Raw genomic sequence first — 14,745 nt, forward strand, 5'->3', positions numbered from 1 at the left:
CCCGCTTTCTATTCAAATACATTACGCGCCGCCACATAAATTCCGCCAGCTAAAGCCAAAAGTGTTCCAGCAATTGCTCCACCAACTGTTTTTTGCTTTGTCTTTTTAGTTTCATCTTCTGTGATTGTTTCCGTAACCGTCGTTTCATTTGTTGCAGCCTTCGTTTCATATTCTTCAGCAAATAATTTTTCTTTTGTCTTTTTAACCGTTTCACCAGCAGTTGGCTCTTCTTCAAACAACGACTCTTTAATCCGGTCATACTCAGCTTTTTCGGTTGCTTTTTGTTTCGCTATCTTTTCATCCATTTCATCTGTAAAAAGTGGAATACCTTGTTTATCAAGCTCTGTTTCTTCCATATCTTCCAGTTCTTTGGTCTTTTCTTCATTTGTCTTTTGAAGACGATCTGTTTTAATGTCCATTTTTCCACTATTTTCAAGATAACTATCCGAATCCGCAGCGAGGACACTAGGAGAAAAAGCGAAACAAATCAATACAATAAATACTGCAATATTAAATTTCATCTGAATCCTCCTCTGCATCTTCTTTGTTAGAACGGTGCCAAACGAACAGGTTAAGCCCTGTAAACACTAATGTCGCGCCAATCAAACTGTATACAATAATAATGTAATCTTGTTGCATACTTAAAATTCCATTCAGCAACTGTTCCATATATTGTAGTGGTGAAAATTTCCTAAAGGTCGCAAAAATTGATTCATTATCGATATTAAGTCCAACCGCATCTGTTAAAAATAGATACAAACTCAAAACGAGTAAAACAATCGACATTCCAATCATGTTTAATTGGCGTAGTACGTACGAAAATGCAGTAACAAGTGCCATCATAATCAGTAAACAAACCCCAATCCACAGGAAAATCCCAATTTCGCCTAAATCAAAAATAAAGCCAGAAATAGCACCGATTACTAAGCCTTCAATTATTCCAACACATATCATCAAAAAGGTAATTGGAATATTTTTAAAGACAATGGACATTTCTTTTTCAAATTCATTTAGCTGCTGGCGTTTCTTCTCTTGATGAGAAATAACATAACTTGTGAAAATCGCCAAAATTGTACAAATTAGAACCATAAAGTATGGCATTGATTTATCTCCAGCAACAATAGTTCCCGCATTCATTTTATCTACTGGATTACTTAAGAAACTGTAGAGATTTTCATTTTGCCGATCGCCAATACGGCTATTTTCCATAACTTTAGCGAAATTTTTCTGGAAAGTTTCATCATCTTTCAGTTTTTCTCCTAAGTCCTCCGACAAAGTAGAAGCTTCTTTAACTAGGGTTTCACCGCTTTGCTGAATATTCTTCGCTTCCTTATCAATCGCATCAAAAGTTTCATAGACAACTTCCGCCGACTTTAAGTTACCTTCAGACGTCCCAGCAAGTGATTCACTTTCCGCTAAAAGTCCGGCAAATTCAGAATTTAGTTGAAGCGCCATCGTAGCTTCCTCACCCGATTTATCTAAAACTACATCATTTTCTTTTATTAAATCCTTACTTGCATTTCGCCAAGATTCTAGATTTTCTAAAGTTAGTGCTAAATTGGTATTTAAATTTATTGCTTGTTCGGTTGTCTCAGTGAGCCTGTTAGTGACATCTTCTGAGCGCGAATTCGCTTCGGCCATTGTATATTTATAATCATCAATCCGTTGTTTGAATGCATTAATTTTTTTCTTATAATCCGCTACAAATCGGTCTGTTGTAAGATTTACAAAATTACTAATAACATCTTCCTTATTAAAAATGTAATAATACGAAGACGTTTTCGCAGAGTTTTCTAAGGTAATACTATAATTACTAAAATCCGGTAGCTGTGCAGAGTCACTTGCATCAATTCCGTAATACAAATCAAACAACGCCTGCAACTTATAATAATCTTTCACTGTATTAGTAATAGCTTTTACAGAGGTTTTTGTTTCGTTAAGATACGTAGGCTCTGTGACTTTAATAGGTACAACTTCTTTTCTAACTACGAGCGAACTTTCTGGAGTAGAGGGATCTAAACCAATTGGAATCGTAGGCATTTGAGGATATTCTTGTTTTTCATATTGTTGCAAGGAAGCTGTCCAATTAACTGCCCCAACTAAAGGCACACTTGCGCCCTCTTTTAATTTCGCTGTCCCCATAACCTTAATCTCAACCGGCGTCCCTAGAGCTGGAATGGTAAGTCTTAAGCCGTTTTCACCATAAGGAGCCACTTGAACTAATCCCGTTTGAGCATCTCCATTTACAACCCCAACAACATTTTCAAATGAAAAATTTTCATCTAATGTTAGGAGAATTTCAGAAGCATATTCACTTCCTTCTAAAGTAATTGCACTACTCTCCAGCGCCACTCCTTCTGATTTCAGCTTGTTTATAGCGTCACTTTTTAGCGTATCTGTTGGTAGAGTTTTCATTTCATTTGTGATGCTAAAATTATCACCAAAAGCACTGCGATGACTGCTATAATATTTTTTTGAAATGGTTACAATATTTTTATATAACTCCTCGTCAAGTCCGATTGAAGCTAATTGGTCCGTATTGTATGTTGGTAAAGCCTTGATAGTTTTCACAATCATATTGTTAAAACCAGCATTAATATCCTCGCCAGCCAAGTCTTTAAGACCAATTTCATTCAATCTATCAGAGTACTCGTTTTCTTGTAGAATACGTAACAAGTCGTTATATACTGCTGTACGGAAATCATTTTCGAGCGTTCCGATGATCTCAGCATCTAACGCTTCAATACGAGCATTCGTTTCTGCAATGTAGCTTTGTAACGCTTGAGTCTGGGTGAGTAACGAATTGTTTCCTTCTATAATCTGGAATTCTGAAGTCATCTGATCATTGGTTCTTTCTAAAGCGACTGTTTGTGTTCTAATATCTTCCGCACTCAAAGTTCCATCAAATGTCTGTAAATTTTCCGCGAATCCGGCTCGAAGTGGACCATTTTCCTCTTGCGTTTTTGTAAAAGCATCCATATTCTTCATATGTTCCGCATTTTCTTTTTTAGCGAGATTTAAGCTTTCTTCAAAAGCCTTCATAATCTCTTGAAAACCCTGAAAACTCTCTTTAGAGGCTCCGGTATAATCTTCTACTGTTTTAAATTGTTTTGTGTAATTTGAAAGGGGATTGTTTATATCTTTGTTGTAAATTGCGTCATATTTTTTCTCTTCTTTTACTAATGTGCCAATATTGTCTTGTGCTTCTTGTAACGTGGTTAAAATGCTCGCAAAATAAACATCAATAATACGCGTGTTGAAATCTTCCAATACAGACGCAGCTGTTTTTTCTGCTTCTGCTTTTAGGTCGCTATTTCCAACGTCATTTACTTTGTAACTAATGGTTACTTTTTCTGGCGCCTCTGATGTCATAGATAATGCTTTTTTAGAAAAATCACTCGGAATAACAATCATCATATTGTATACATCTCGTTTTAAGCCGCTCTCCGCAACACCGCGACTTACAACGTACCATTCATGTTCTTCGTCTTTTTCAACACTTTTAACAAATTGATTTCCAAATTCTGCCCGTTTTCCTTGGAATGTGTCTCCTTGGTCCTCATTAACAAGCGCGATAGTCATTTTATGCGCTTTTTCCGTATTATTTTTATCACCCTTACTAGCCCCTTGATTCAAGGCTAAATAAGTAATTCCTGCCGATAAAAAAATCGCCAAGACTAAAAAGAGTAAAATACTCCATTTTACTTTTTTCATTCATGTCCACTCCCGCTGTGTCTTTTTTTATATAAATGCCTTTTTAGACATAAGCTTTCTATTTTAGAAAAAGCCATGCAAAAAACTGCATGGCTTTTCGTAAAGCATCCAACGATATTTGTATGTATGCTTTACTGTTTAATGATTTTTAGAATCCGAAGTTTTGAGAAAGTTGTTGATCGTGCTCTTCTACTGCGTTTGCTGTCTTCTCAAGTTGATCGTTAATTTGATCCATTAAGTTTGCGAATTCAGTTACTTTTGGTTTTAATTGCTCAAATTGATCATCAAAACGCATAAAAGCTTGACCTTCCCATTCGCTACGTAGTTGATCTTGTAGTTGACTTAAACGACTTAGAATATCCTCAATATCTCGACCACTTTGACCGTAAGTTTTCGCGCGATCACGTAGTTCGCTTGGACTCATACGAATTTGACCTGACATTCACTTCATCTCCTCTTATTATCTATTGTGAATAAGCTATCACAATCAAATTATATCATGAATTCACAAAAGAAATTGTGACATAAAAACGAACAAAACCACTTCATTTCAACGTTATTAGGTATTTTTGTGGAATCCCATTTCTATAAAAAGATGTGTTTTTCACAAACAAAACTTATTTTTGTTAACTTTTACAACTTTTAAATACACAAATGATACACAATGATTTTAAAGAAAAAGCCCTTGCCAGGAGCAATATTTCCTATTAATAACATCAAAAAACTCTCCAAGGAAAATCCTCAGAGAGTTTAGGTTGTAGTAATATTAAGCTAAACGCCACACGCTTTTAACGACGTGAGTTTGCGCGCGGTCAGGACCTACAGAGAACATAGAAACTTGCACACCTGTAAGTTGAGCAATGCGTTCCATGTAATGACGACAATTTACTGGTAGGTCATCTAATGATTGCACTTCAGTAATATCTTCTGTCCAACCAGGAAGTTCTTCATAAACAGGTTCACAACGAGCTAAGTCTTTCAAGCTTGCTGGGAATTCTGTAATTGTTTTTCCGTCTAACTTGTACGCTACACAGATTTTAAGTGTTTCAATTCCTGTCAAAACGTCCAGTAGAGTTAAGGATAAATCGGTTAATCCGCTCACACGACGAGCATGACGAACAACCACACTATCAAACCAACCTACACGACGCGGACGACCAGTAGTTGTACCATATTCATGGCCAACTTCACGGATAGTGTCACCAATAGAATCAAATAATTCAGTTGGGAAAGGACCATCTCCAACACGAGTTGTATATGCTTTTGCAACACCAACCACATGATTGATTTTCGATGGGCCAACGCCACTACCAATTGTTACGCCACCAGCAATCGGATTACTTGAAGTTACAAATGGATATGTTCCTTGATCAATATCAAGCATAACCCCTTGCGCTCCTTCAAATAACACACGTTTGCCATCATCTAATGCATCATTTAAAACAACTGACGTATCACAAACATAGTCTTTAAATTGTTGACCATATTCGTAGTACTCATCTAAAATATCTTCTAATTTAAAGCCTTCTAGCTCATAAAAACGTTCTAGTAAACGGTTTTTCTCACCAAGATTATGCTCTAATTTTTCTTTAAAAGTTTCTTTATCTAGTAAATCGATAATACGAATACCAACACGAGCTGCTTTATCCATGTATGCCGGCCCGATACCTTTTTTCGTTGTACCGATTTTGTTTGCGCCTTTACGTTCTTCGTCAGCTTCATCAATGCGAATGTGATACGGTAAAATAATGTGCGCGCGGTTAGAAATACGCAAATTAGAAGTATCCACGCCTTTATCATGAAGATATTTTAATTCCTCCACTAAAGCTTTTGGATCAACAACCATACCGTTACCAATAACACTAATTTTTTCTTTGTAAAAGATACCTGATGGAATTAAGTGCAATTTGTACGTTACGCCATCAAACTTAATTGTATGACCCGCATTGTTTCCACCTTGATATCTAGCAATCGCTTCTGCATTCTCGGAAAGAAAATCTGTAATCTTCCCTTTTCCTTCATCGCCCCACTGTGTTCCTACAACAACAACTGAAGACATTTAAACACCTCATTTAATTGGTCTTTGATAGCTATGATTTTTTCATAGCCTCTTCATTTTCCACTATACATTGTACCGTTTGCCACCAAAATAGTCAATGGATTTACGAACATTGATTTGTAAGGTAATTTTATCGTTCGCTTTTTTAATCATTTTAATAGAAAACCAAAGTACATTTTTAGTAATACGATACCTTTTTGCATAAAATAAAAACCTTGCAAACTCCAAATCTAATTAGAATTTCACAAGGTTTCCTTATTAAGCCATTGCGTCATCGTAACGCACTTCTAAATTCACAAACTTATTGTATTCTTTTACAAAGGCTAGTTTCACGTCACCAACTGGACCATTACGTTGTTTTGCAATAATAATCTCAATCGTACCGTCATTTTCACCTTCCCGATCATAGTAATCTTCCCGGTATAAAAAGGCTACAATATCCGCATCTTGCTCAATCGAACCCGATTCACGAATATCTGACATCATTGGACGTTTATCTTGACGTTGCTCTACACTACGAGACAACTGTGAAAGGGCAATTACTGGTACTTCAAGTTCCCGCGCCAAAGCTTTTAACGACCGAGAAATCTCAGAAACCTCTTGTTGTCTATTTTCGCCGCCACGACCGCTCCCCGCAATAAGTTGCAAGTAGTCGATTACGATCATACCAAGACCTGTTTCTTGTTTTAAACGACGGCATTTGGAACGAATCTCATTCACCCGCACACCCGGCGTATCATCAATATAAATCCCAGAATTAGAAAGTGTACCCATCGCAATTGTCAGCTTTTGCCAATCATCACTCGTTAAAGCACCTGTCCGCAAATTCTGCGCATTAATATTACCTTCCGCACAAAGCATCCGCATAACAAGTTGTTCCGCACCCATTTCCAAACTAAAAATGGCTACATTCTCGTCTGTTTTTGTCGCAACATTTTGCGCGATATTTAAGGCGAATGCCGTTTTACCAACAGAAGGACGCGCGGCAACAATAATTAAATCATTCCGCTGAAATCCAGCTGTCATTTTGTCCAGCTCGTTAAATCCAGTCGGAATACCAGTAATATCACCTTTACGATTATGCAAAATTTCAATATCATCATAAGTTTTAACTAGGACATCTTTAATATTCTTAAATGCACCAACATTTTTACGTTGCGAAACTTCCAAGATACTCTTTTCCGCTTCGTCCATAAGCATATCGAGCTCGTCTTCGCGCGAATAACCATCTGTTGCAATTTGGGTAGCAGTTCTTATTAAACGTCTCAGAAGCGCCTTGTCCTCGATAATATGGGCATAGTATTCCAAGTTAGCCGCAGTTGGTACAGCACCGGATAATTCCGTCAAATAAGGCAAACCGCCCGCATCTTCTAAATTACCTTTGGCAGCAAGTGCCTCATATACTGTTAAAACATCGACAGCCTTCCCGTGGTCATTCAAATCAAGCATCGTTTCAAAAATGATTTGGTGACCAGTTCGATAAAAATCATCCGGCATTAAAATTTCAGAAGCAGTAATCAGCGCATTTGGCTCAAGAAATATCGCGCCCAGTACAGCTTGTTCGGCTTCAATATTTTGTGGTGGTGTTCTGTCCTGGAAATTATTATCCACTGTCTTACGCTCCCTTAAGAAAAATTATTCTTCACTTACATGTACATCAAGTGTTGCCGTTACTTCGTGGTGCAATTTCACCGGCACCTTCGTATGTCCTAAAGCTCGAATTGCTTCTGGTAAGTCCATTTTACGTTTATCTATTTTAATACCATGCGTTTTTTCAAGTGTTTGAGCAATTTGTTTAGATGTAATGGAACCAAACAATCTACCGCCTTCACCAGACTTCGCTTTTAATTCCACTGTTAATTTTTCCATTTTTTCTTTCAAAGCTTTTGCCTCAGCTAATTCTTCAGCAGCTAATTTATCTTCTTTTTTCTTTTGAGCGGAAAGTGTGCTTAAAGCCGCATTGCTAGCTTCAACCGCGTAACCATTTTTAATTAAAAAATTGTTTGCATAACCATCTGCAACATTTTTTGTTTCACCTTTTTTACCCTTACCTTTTACGTCTTTTAAGAAAATAACTTTCATAATTATGTTTCTCCCTTCCAATACGCATCAATGGCGCTAATTAATTGTTTTTCTGCTTCTGCAATTGTAACATCTTTAAGCTGTGTGGCTGCATTCGATAAATGTCCACCACCGCCTAGTTTTTCCATAATGACTTGCACATTGATTTGTCCAAGCGACCTTGCACTAATTCCGATTAATTTATCTGGACGTAGCGTGATAACGAAGGATGCCTGCACACCTTCCATTGAAAGCATCGTATCTGCTGCCTGAGCTGCAATAACCGTGCCGAATTCCTCGTCTTCATGTCCAGTCGCAATTGCCATACCATCATGATAAATTTCAAGCGACTCTACTAAACGACTCCGCTGTGTAAAAGTAGTTATATCCTCTTTTAAAAATTGTTGCACTAAAATTGTATCTGCTCCAAGCGATCGTAAATAACTTGCCGCATCAAATGTTCTTGAACCAGTTCGAAGCGTAAAGTTTTTCGTATCAACAACAATTCCCGAAAGTAATGCTGTCGCTTCAATTTTCCCAACCTGTTCTAAATCAGGCTGATACTCAAATAGCTCCGTAATCAGTTCCGCTGTAGATGACGCATATGGCTCAATATAAACCAGAACCGGATTGCCAACAAATTCCTCTGAACGACGGTGATGATCGACAACGACCACATTCGTAGCAGAATCAAGCAGTTCCTTATTAATAACCATCGAAGGTTTGTGCGTATCAACTACGACAAGCAAACTCTTCTCTGTGATATTTTCCAGCGCAACTTGTGGAGTCACAATATTTTTAATCACATTTGGATATTCTTCAATTTCATTCATTAGTCGCTTCACATCAGGACTCATCTTGCCAGGTTCAACGACAACATAAGCATTCCGATTATTCATCTCAGCAATTCGCATTACACCTAGACTTGATCCAATTACGTCCATATCCGGATAGCGATGTCCCATAACAAAAACTTGGTCACTTTGCGTAATTAGTTCTTGCAAAGCTTGCGAGATGACGCGTGCCCGAACTCGAGTCCGTTTTTCCATTGGATTTGTTTTCCCGCCATAAAAACGCACTTTTCCTTCAGGTTGTTTGATTACGACCTGATCTCCGCCTCGCCCTAGAGCAAGGTCCAAGCTTGACTGAGCCAAATCTGCCAACTTAATCAAATCATCTTCCTTATAACCAATCCCAATACTTAAAGTCAGCGGAATATTTTGTTTTGACGTCCGCTCACGAATTCGGTCCAAGATTTGAAACTTCTCTTCCTCCAATTGCTTCAACATTTCTTCGGTCAAAAAAGCCATAAATCGGTCTGTCGAAATTCGCTTCAAATAAATACGGTGCTCCCTGGCCCAGTTAGTCAACATCGATGTCACTAAGTTATTTAGGGCACTACGGCGTCTATCATCCATACCCTGCGCCCATTCATCATAATTATCTAAGAAAATAACCGCAAATACTGATTTATTCGCTTGAAATTTCTTATTTAAATCATAATACTCCGTTCGGTCATATAAGTACAAAATCCGCTCTTTTCGCTTTACAATCGTATCAAAACGATGCTCACGCCAAGCAATTGACATAATTCCTTTTTCATCATTTCCAGTTATTACATCCAGAAATTCTGGTCCCACTTCTTCCAAAGATTCACCAATTAGCTCAGTTTTATCAAAGTATTTGGACATGAAAGGGTTAACCCATTCGATTTTATAATGTTCATCATACAGAAGTATCCCCATCGGCATTTCAACTAGCGCTTCTTCTTCACTGCGCTTAATCCGATACGTTAAATTAGAAACATATAATTGAACGTCTTCATTTAGGCGATATTCAAAGTAAAACATCGCAACTGTAAGAATAATTCCGCCAACAACTACTAACGCCGATAACCACCACGAAAAAAAGAACGTGATTACGCTCAAAATAATTGTCGCTGCAATCAGACCGTATAATGGATATTTAAGCATTCGTTTTTGAAAATAGCCTGACATTTCATCCAGCTCCCCATTTTTTTACATACCTTTTGTCTGAATTTGAGTATCTATATCATAACATAAAATTAACTAACAATTCATCACTATTATTTTACCTATAATTCCCCATTTCATCAAATTCAAGCTGACGTTCGTACAAAAAAAGCGACCCTTAAGGCCACTTTTATAAACTCAAACTTTTAATTAGTTTCGATGATGCATAACAATTTTCTCCGTTAGACATCTTCACCACGCCTTTTGTCGTATCGAGTTCGTGGATATTTTTCTTATTCACAATATACGAGCGATGGCACCTATAAAAAGATTCATCCAACATTTTCTCAATACTTTTCAACTTACCATAAAATTCCACTTGGCGATTTTTGCCATGTAAAATCACTTTATGAATCGTAGGCGCTGTTTCGAAAAACAAAATATCGTCTAAAAGTTCATGAATAATCTTTTTATCGGAAACTTTAAAGGTAAAATACTTCTGCATATCTTGGTCGTTAGAGATTCGTTCTTCTGCCTGCTTCATACAAGCTAAAACACGGTCATGCAACATATCAATATCATCTTTAATAATGTAATCAAGCGCTTCCACCTTGTACGTGAAAGTCATATAACTCAGTTCCGCATGTGTCGTAATGAAAATGATGAAACCGCGTGGATCGAATTTCCGGATTTCTTGAGCTAATTCAAAGCCATTCATGTCCGGTTGTCCTAAATCAATATCAAGAAAATACAGTCCCATACCTTGATGCCTAGGCATTCGTGATACTAACTCAAACGGATCACCTGTTGAAAGTTCCAACTTCATATCAAAATGTTCAACCATTATATAGTCTTCAATATATTTTGTTAACCTTTCTCGCTGCATTCTATTATCTTCACATATAAAAACCGGTAGCATAAAATCATCCCCATTCTTCTACATAATTTCTAATTCTTGAATAACTTCTCTATTAGTCACTTTTGTATCTAAGGCAACGTGCGAATATTTCTTCATAATCTCCCGCAAACTAGCAAGTCCTAAACCACGACCCTCTCCTTTTGTGGAAAAACCTTCTTCAAATATTTTATAAATCGGTGGCATATTTACTGGCAAGCTATTCGCAAACACAATAATAATGCTATCACCCTTCTTCACAAACGCGATTCGAATAACTGGATTTTCACAAGTTAGCGCCGCTTCAACAGCATTGTCCAGTAAAATCCCGACAACTTTGCATAAATCTATGCTATCCATCGAAATCTTATCAATCGGTTCAACTACTTCTAAAATTGCATCAATTTTCAACTCTTGAGCTCGTATTAACTTAACCGCCAATAAGCCTTTCAGTTCAATCACATGAATATTTTGAAGCAAAGAAATTTTATAGTTGTTAGATTCAATTGTTTTATTTATAGGTACGATATTATTTTCAAAGTAATACTTCAAACCCGGCATATCATCGTTATCAATATATCCTACAAGCGTTGACAGGATATTCACATAATCATGACGAAAAACGCGCATTTCTCTATGCAGGGACTCTAATGTAGTAACATAATCCTGTAACTGTTCTAGCTGTTCCTTCTGATTCTGTACTTTAAGTTCATTGGTTGCAGTGTTAATCACAACCGTCACAATAACTATTAACAAAATGGTATATCCTGTAAAAATAAGCGTATTAATTTTCAAAACTGATCCATCGAAACCTGCGATTGACCCCGCATATATGTTCATATAGAACGCTAAGACAGTAAGAGCCACGATAGAAAAAATAATGTACGCATATTTTCTATGTTCAACAAATCTAGAAATATTAACTTTTTCAATCAATTTTCTAAGAATAAACGAAAATACCAACAAGTTCGCCAGCATTCCCGCACAGTAAATTAGTGTTGGTAACAATTCATTAAATATTTCATCATATTTAAAGTTCAAGCCCGGTACTAAAATAAAACCTACTATAGAATCACTGATAGTAAGCAAAATAATGACCACAAGCGTAATAGAACCTGAAACTATCACATTTTTATTTTTCCAATATAAGGCACTTACAAAAACAATCAATACAAAAATCATCGACCAGTATTGAACTAATGTAAATAAAGGGAAGGCTAGCATAGCAATTGCTATAGTAACCAATCCCTCTTTAATTGAAAAAACTTTGTTTGTCAAAATCTGGATTGCTATAAAAATACCCGTTATCTGTATAATTGCCATCAAAATACTAAACATATTAATCCTCCACTGTCTAAAATATCTATGTTTAAATATGTAAGTTTGCCTTCTTTTTATTTTAGCATGAATTTTGATGTTATACAGTTTTAAATTTATTTATTTTCGTTTTTTTCTTGCATTTTCACAAATGGACTTTTTGGTTCGTATACAAACATGAAACAAGCTTTACTCATAGAAGAATCCGCAACTTTCATGGATTGTTCTTCTAGCTTTCTAGAAAGGAATTTACCAACTGATTTATTCATATTTTTCATAGTTCCGATACCTCCTTTTCAATAGTTTGTAAGTAAGTGGATTAATACTTATCACCTGAAACAAAGATCCTACCATGATTAATGTTTTCATCTCTGCGAATGGTATTAGTAACGCAATTCCCGTTAAAATTAGCGTTCCTATCATCGCTTTTCTTTTTAGTGTTTTCCGGTGTTCTTCACCGATTAAAGGCAAACTTTCTGTGTCTGCCGGAGCGAATAAAAACATGTTGAGTAGTATAAATGCAAATGTGCCTAAAACAATCCAATTATTAGAAGGTATATTTTGGAAAATAAAAGGTGCAAGCACAAACATTGTTAAGCTAATTAGTGTACAGTTCAATGTTTTGGTCGCATGTAATCCAAAAGAATACCGTCTGAGCCATAAATATGACAGATGCACTGTCACTGTTTGCAGTAATAACCCTGTTACTAAGGCAATACCGTATACGATTGCAAACTTCATGACGTTAATTAAAATTATCTCCAGCCCATATTTTACTTTTAAATAACCTTCTTCGTCATCTTTCCAGCGATCTTTTGAAATCAAAACATCCGCCATTCTTTCTGACAAAGGTACTTTTGCAGTAAAATTACTCAACTAATTCACCTCCACTAACATTTTACAACGAATTTAGCCATTATAACCAAAAATGTAATGAAATGTCCGATTCTTGTCATGAACGACTCAAAAACAGCAAAAATGCCGATTTTTTGGATACATTTCAGAATTTTCAAACGTGTAAAAAGTACCTCTGAATAGTAACAAAAGACTATATTAACCTTTAACTTTAGTAATATTATTCATAAAAAAAGCTACCTGCGAAAGAATAATCACAGGTAACTTTTCGTGTTTTTAGTCATCTTGTTCTGTTTGTAAGACATCTAATGTTTTTGAATTTAACTTAATTTCGTATTTATTGTTACCTTGTTTTACAGTTACTTCATAATAAGTTGTATCTAATTCTCTTTCTATTTTCCAACTTGTTACATCGCCTGCTTGCTCCCTAACGGCTTTGTCCATTGCTTCTTTTGGTGATTTAATTCCATCTAAGCTGATTTTTTCGTTTTCTTTTTCTACTCCACCTGTATCTTCTTTATCTAATTTATCGGTTTCGTCAGCTAATTCTTCTTTTGTTTCTGCATTAAATTTCATTTCGTACTCATTATCGTTTGAGATACCTTCTACTTTATAAATATATTTTCCCAAGTTTTTTTCTAATTCAACGCTAGAAATTTCTGCATCACTATGTTTATCTTTAAATGCTTTCACCGCGTCTTCATAACTCATATCGAAGCTTTTATTTTGCAAGCTATCGGATGAGCTTTTATCGTTGTTACTTTTGCTACTAGTAGTTTCTTTACTGCTATTACTTGAAGAAGTATCCTTATCATCATTAAAACTACACGCAGAAAGTGCTCCTACTAATAATACTGCCATCCCTACTGTTGCTAATTTTTTATACATTTTTGTTTCCCCCTGTGTATTTTTTTACTTCTATTTAAGAATAACATGAATGTAAGATGCTAAACGTCCAACTTAAGCCCTAAGTTTCCTCCGCATAAAGTCTCCATTTAACAAAAAACAGCCTAGAAATAAATTCTAGACTGTTAATAGTTAACTTATTTTTCTTCAGCAACAAATGGTAGTAATGCCATTTGGCGAGAGCGTTTGATAGCAACAGTAAGTTTACGTTGATATTTAGCGCTTGTTCCAGTTACACGACGAGGTAAAATTTTACCACGTTCGGAAACGAATTTTTTAAGAAGTTCTACATCTTTATAATCGATATGCGTAATACCATTGGAAGTAAAGTAACATACTTTTTTCCGACGGCGTCCGCCTCTGCGTCCTCCAGCCATTGAAAGTTCCTCCTATCTTAAAGTTCAAACCGCTAAAATGAATTTAGAATGGTAAATCGTCATCAGAAATGTCGATTGGCTTACCATCACTTGCAAAAGGATCATTGTTAGTGGATTGATAATTTTGATTTTGAGATTGTTGCTGGTCCTGTCCGAATCCACCGTTATTAGTAGGTGCTTGTCCGAAGTTATTTCCACCGTTATTATAATTATTGTTGTTATTTCCGCCTTGATAGTTATTATTTCCGCCACCGCCATTAGAATTGCGCGGTTCAAGGAATTGAACACTCTCAGCTACAATTTCTGTCACATAAACACGTTTGCCATCGTTTCCCTCGTAATTACGAGTTTGAACCCGGCCATCAACGCCTGCCATGCTTCCCTTCTTCAGGAAATTAGCAACGTTTTCTGCTGGTTTACGCCAAACAACACAATTAATAAAGTCAGCTTCTCGTTCTCCCTGTTGGTTAGTGAACGTACGATTTACAGCTAAGGTAAAAGTCGCAACGGCCACACCAGCTGGAGTGTAACGTAATTCAGGATCCTTTGTTAAGCGTCCTACAAGTACTACACGATTCATCATGCAAA

At 36.4% G+C, this 14,745-nt stretch carries 14 protein-coding genes; all 14 read right to left on the minus strand.

Annotated elements, in window-relative coordinates:
• Positions 1-8: 8 nt before the first annotated feature.
• Complete coding sequence (gene essA / locus OC533_RS08170; protein ID WP_010990172.1) at positions 9-521, minus strand: type VII secretion protein EssA; 513 nt, start codon at positions 519-521, stop codon at positions 9-11.
• Complete coding sequence (gene esaA / locus OC533_RS08175; RefSeq protein WP_194323851.1) at positions 511-3,714, minus strand: type VII secretion protein EsaA; 3,204 nt, start codon at positions 3,712-3,714, stop codon at positions 511-513. The genes essA and esaA overlap by 11 nt, the downstream gene beginning before the upstream one ends.
• Before the next feature lie 148 nt (positions 3,715-3,862).
• Positions 3,863-4,156: a WXG100 family type VII secretion target gene (locus tag OC533_RS08180; RefSeq protein WP_003759554.1), complete on the minus strand. Its 294-nt coding sequence runs from the start codon at positions 4,154-4,156 to the stop codon at positions 3,863-3,865.
• A 324-nt stretch (positions 4,157-4,480) separates the two neighbouring features.
• The gene (locus OC533_RS08185) at positions 4,481-5,773 is read right to left on the minus strand and encodes an adenylosuccinate synthase (protein ID WP_003772678.1); all 1,293 of its coding nucleotides are present in this window, start codon (positions 5,771-5,773) and stop codon (positions 4,481-4,483) included.
• Between the two features lie 258 nt (positions 5,774-6,031).
• Positions 6,032-7,384: a replicative DNA helicase gene (gene dnaB / locus OC533_RS08190; RefSeq protein ID WP_003721677.1), complete on the minus strand. Its 1,353-nt coding sequence runs from the start codon at positions 7,382-7,384 to the stop codon at positions 6,032-6,034.
• A gap of 24 nt (positions 7,385-7,408) precedes the next feature.
• Positions 7,409-7,855 (minus strand): 50S ribosomal protein L9, encoded by a 447-nt coding sequence (gene rplI / locus OC533_RS08195; RefSeq protein WP_011700919.1) that lies wholly within the window; start codon positions 7,853-7,855, stop codon positions 7,409-7,411.
• A gap of 2 nt (positions 7,856-7,857) precedes the next feature.
• Positions 7,858-9,831 carry a cyclic-di-AMP phosphodiesterase PdeA gene (gene pdeA / locus OC533_RS08200; protein ID WP_003772681.1) on the minus strand — a complete coding sequence of 658 codons (1,974 nt, stop codon included), beginning with the start codon at positions 9,829-9,831 and terminating at the stop codon, positions 7,858-7,860.
• A gap of 166 nt (positions 9,832-9,997) precedes the next feature.
• Positions 9,998-10,726 (minus strand): LytR/AlgR family response regulator transcription factor, encoded by a 729-nt coding sequence (locus tag OC533_RS08205; protein ID WP_003759538.1) that lies wholly within the window; start codon positions 10,724-10,726, stop codon positions 9,998-10,000.
• A gap of 18 nt (positions 10,727-10,744) precedes the next feature.
• Positions 10,745-12,040, minus strand: coding sequence for a sensor histidine kinase (locus OC533_RS08210; RefSeq protein WP_010990170.1), 1,296 nt, complete (start codon positions 12,038-12,040; stop codon positions 10,745-10,747).
• 95 nt (positions 12,041-12,135) lie between these two features.
• A complete protein-coding gene (locus tag OC533_RS08215; protein WP_003721672.1) occupies positions 12,136-12,297 on the minus strand; it encodes a cyclic lactone autoinducer peptide in 162 nt (53 codons plus the stop codon).
• Positions 12,281-12,895, minus strand: a complete 615-nt coding sequence (locus OC533_RS08220; RefSeq protein ID WP_070752095.1) for an accessory gene regulator ArgB-like protein — start codon at positions 12,893-12,895, stop codon at positions 12,281-12,283. The genes OC533_RS08215 and OC533_RS08220 overlap by 17 nt, the downstream gene beginning before the upstream one ends.
• A gap of 255 nt (positions 12,896-13,150) precedes the next feature.
• Positions 13,151-13,762, minus strand: coding sequence for a PepSY domain-containing protein (locus OC533_RS08225; RefSeq protein WP_194323853.1), 612 nt, complete (start codon positions 13,760-13,762; stop codon positions 13,151-13,153).
• A 155-nt stretch (positions 13,763-13,917) separates the two neighbouring features.
• Entirely contained in the window at positions 13,918-14,157 is a 240-nt protein-coding gene (rpsR, locus tag OC533_RS08230) for a 30S ribosomal protein S18 (protein ID WP_003721669.1), read from the minus strand.
• A 43-nt stretch (positions 14,158-14,200) separates the two neighbouring features.
• Positions 14,201-14,740, minus strand: a complete 540-nt coding sequence (ssb, locus tag OC533_RS08235) for a single-stranded DNA-binding protein (protein WP_003759533.1) — start codon at positions 14,738-14,740, stop codon at positions 14,201-14,203.
• Positions 14,741-14,745 lie beyond the last annotated feature (5 nt).

It is taken from the genome of Listeria sp. Marseille-Q6474 (assembly GCF_946902005.1).
Classification (GTDB): domain Bacteria; phylum Bacillota; class Bacilli; order Lactobacillales; family Listeriaceae; genus Listeria; species Listeria innocua.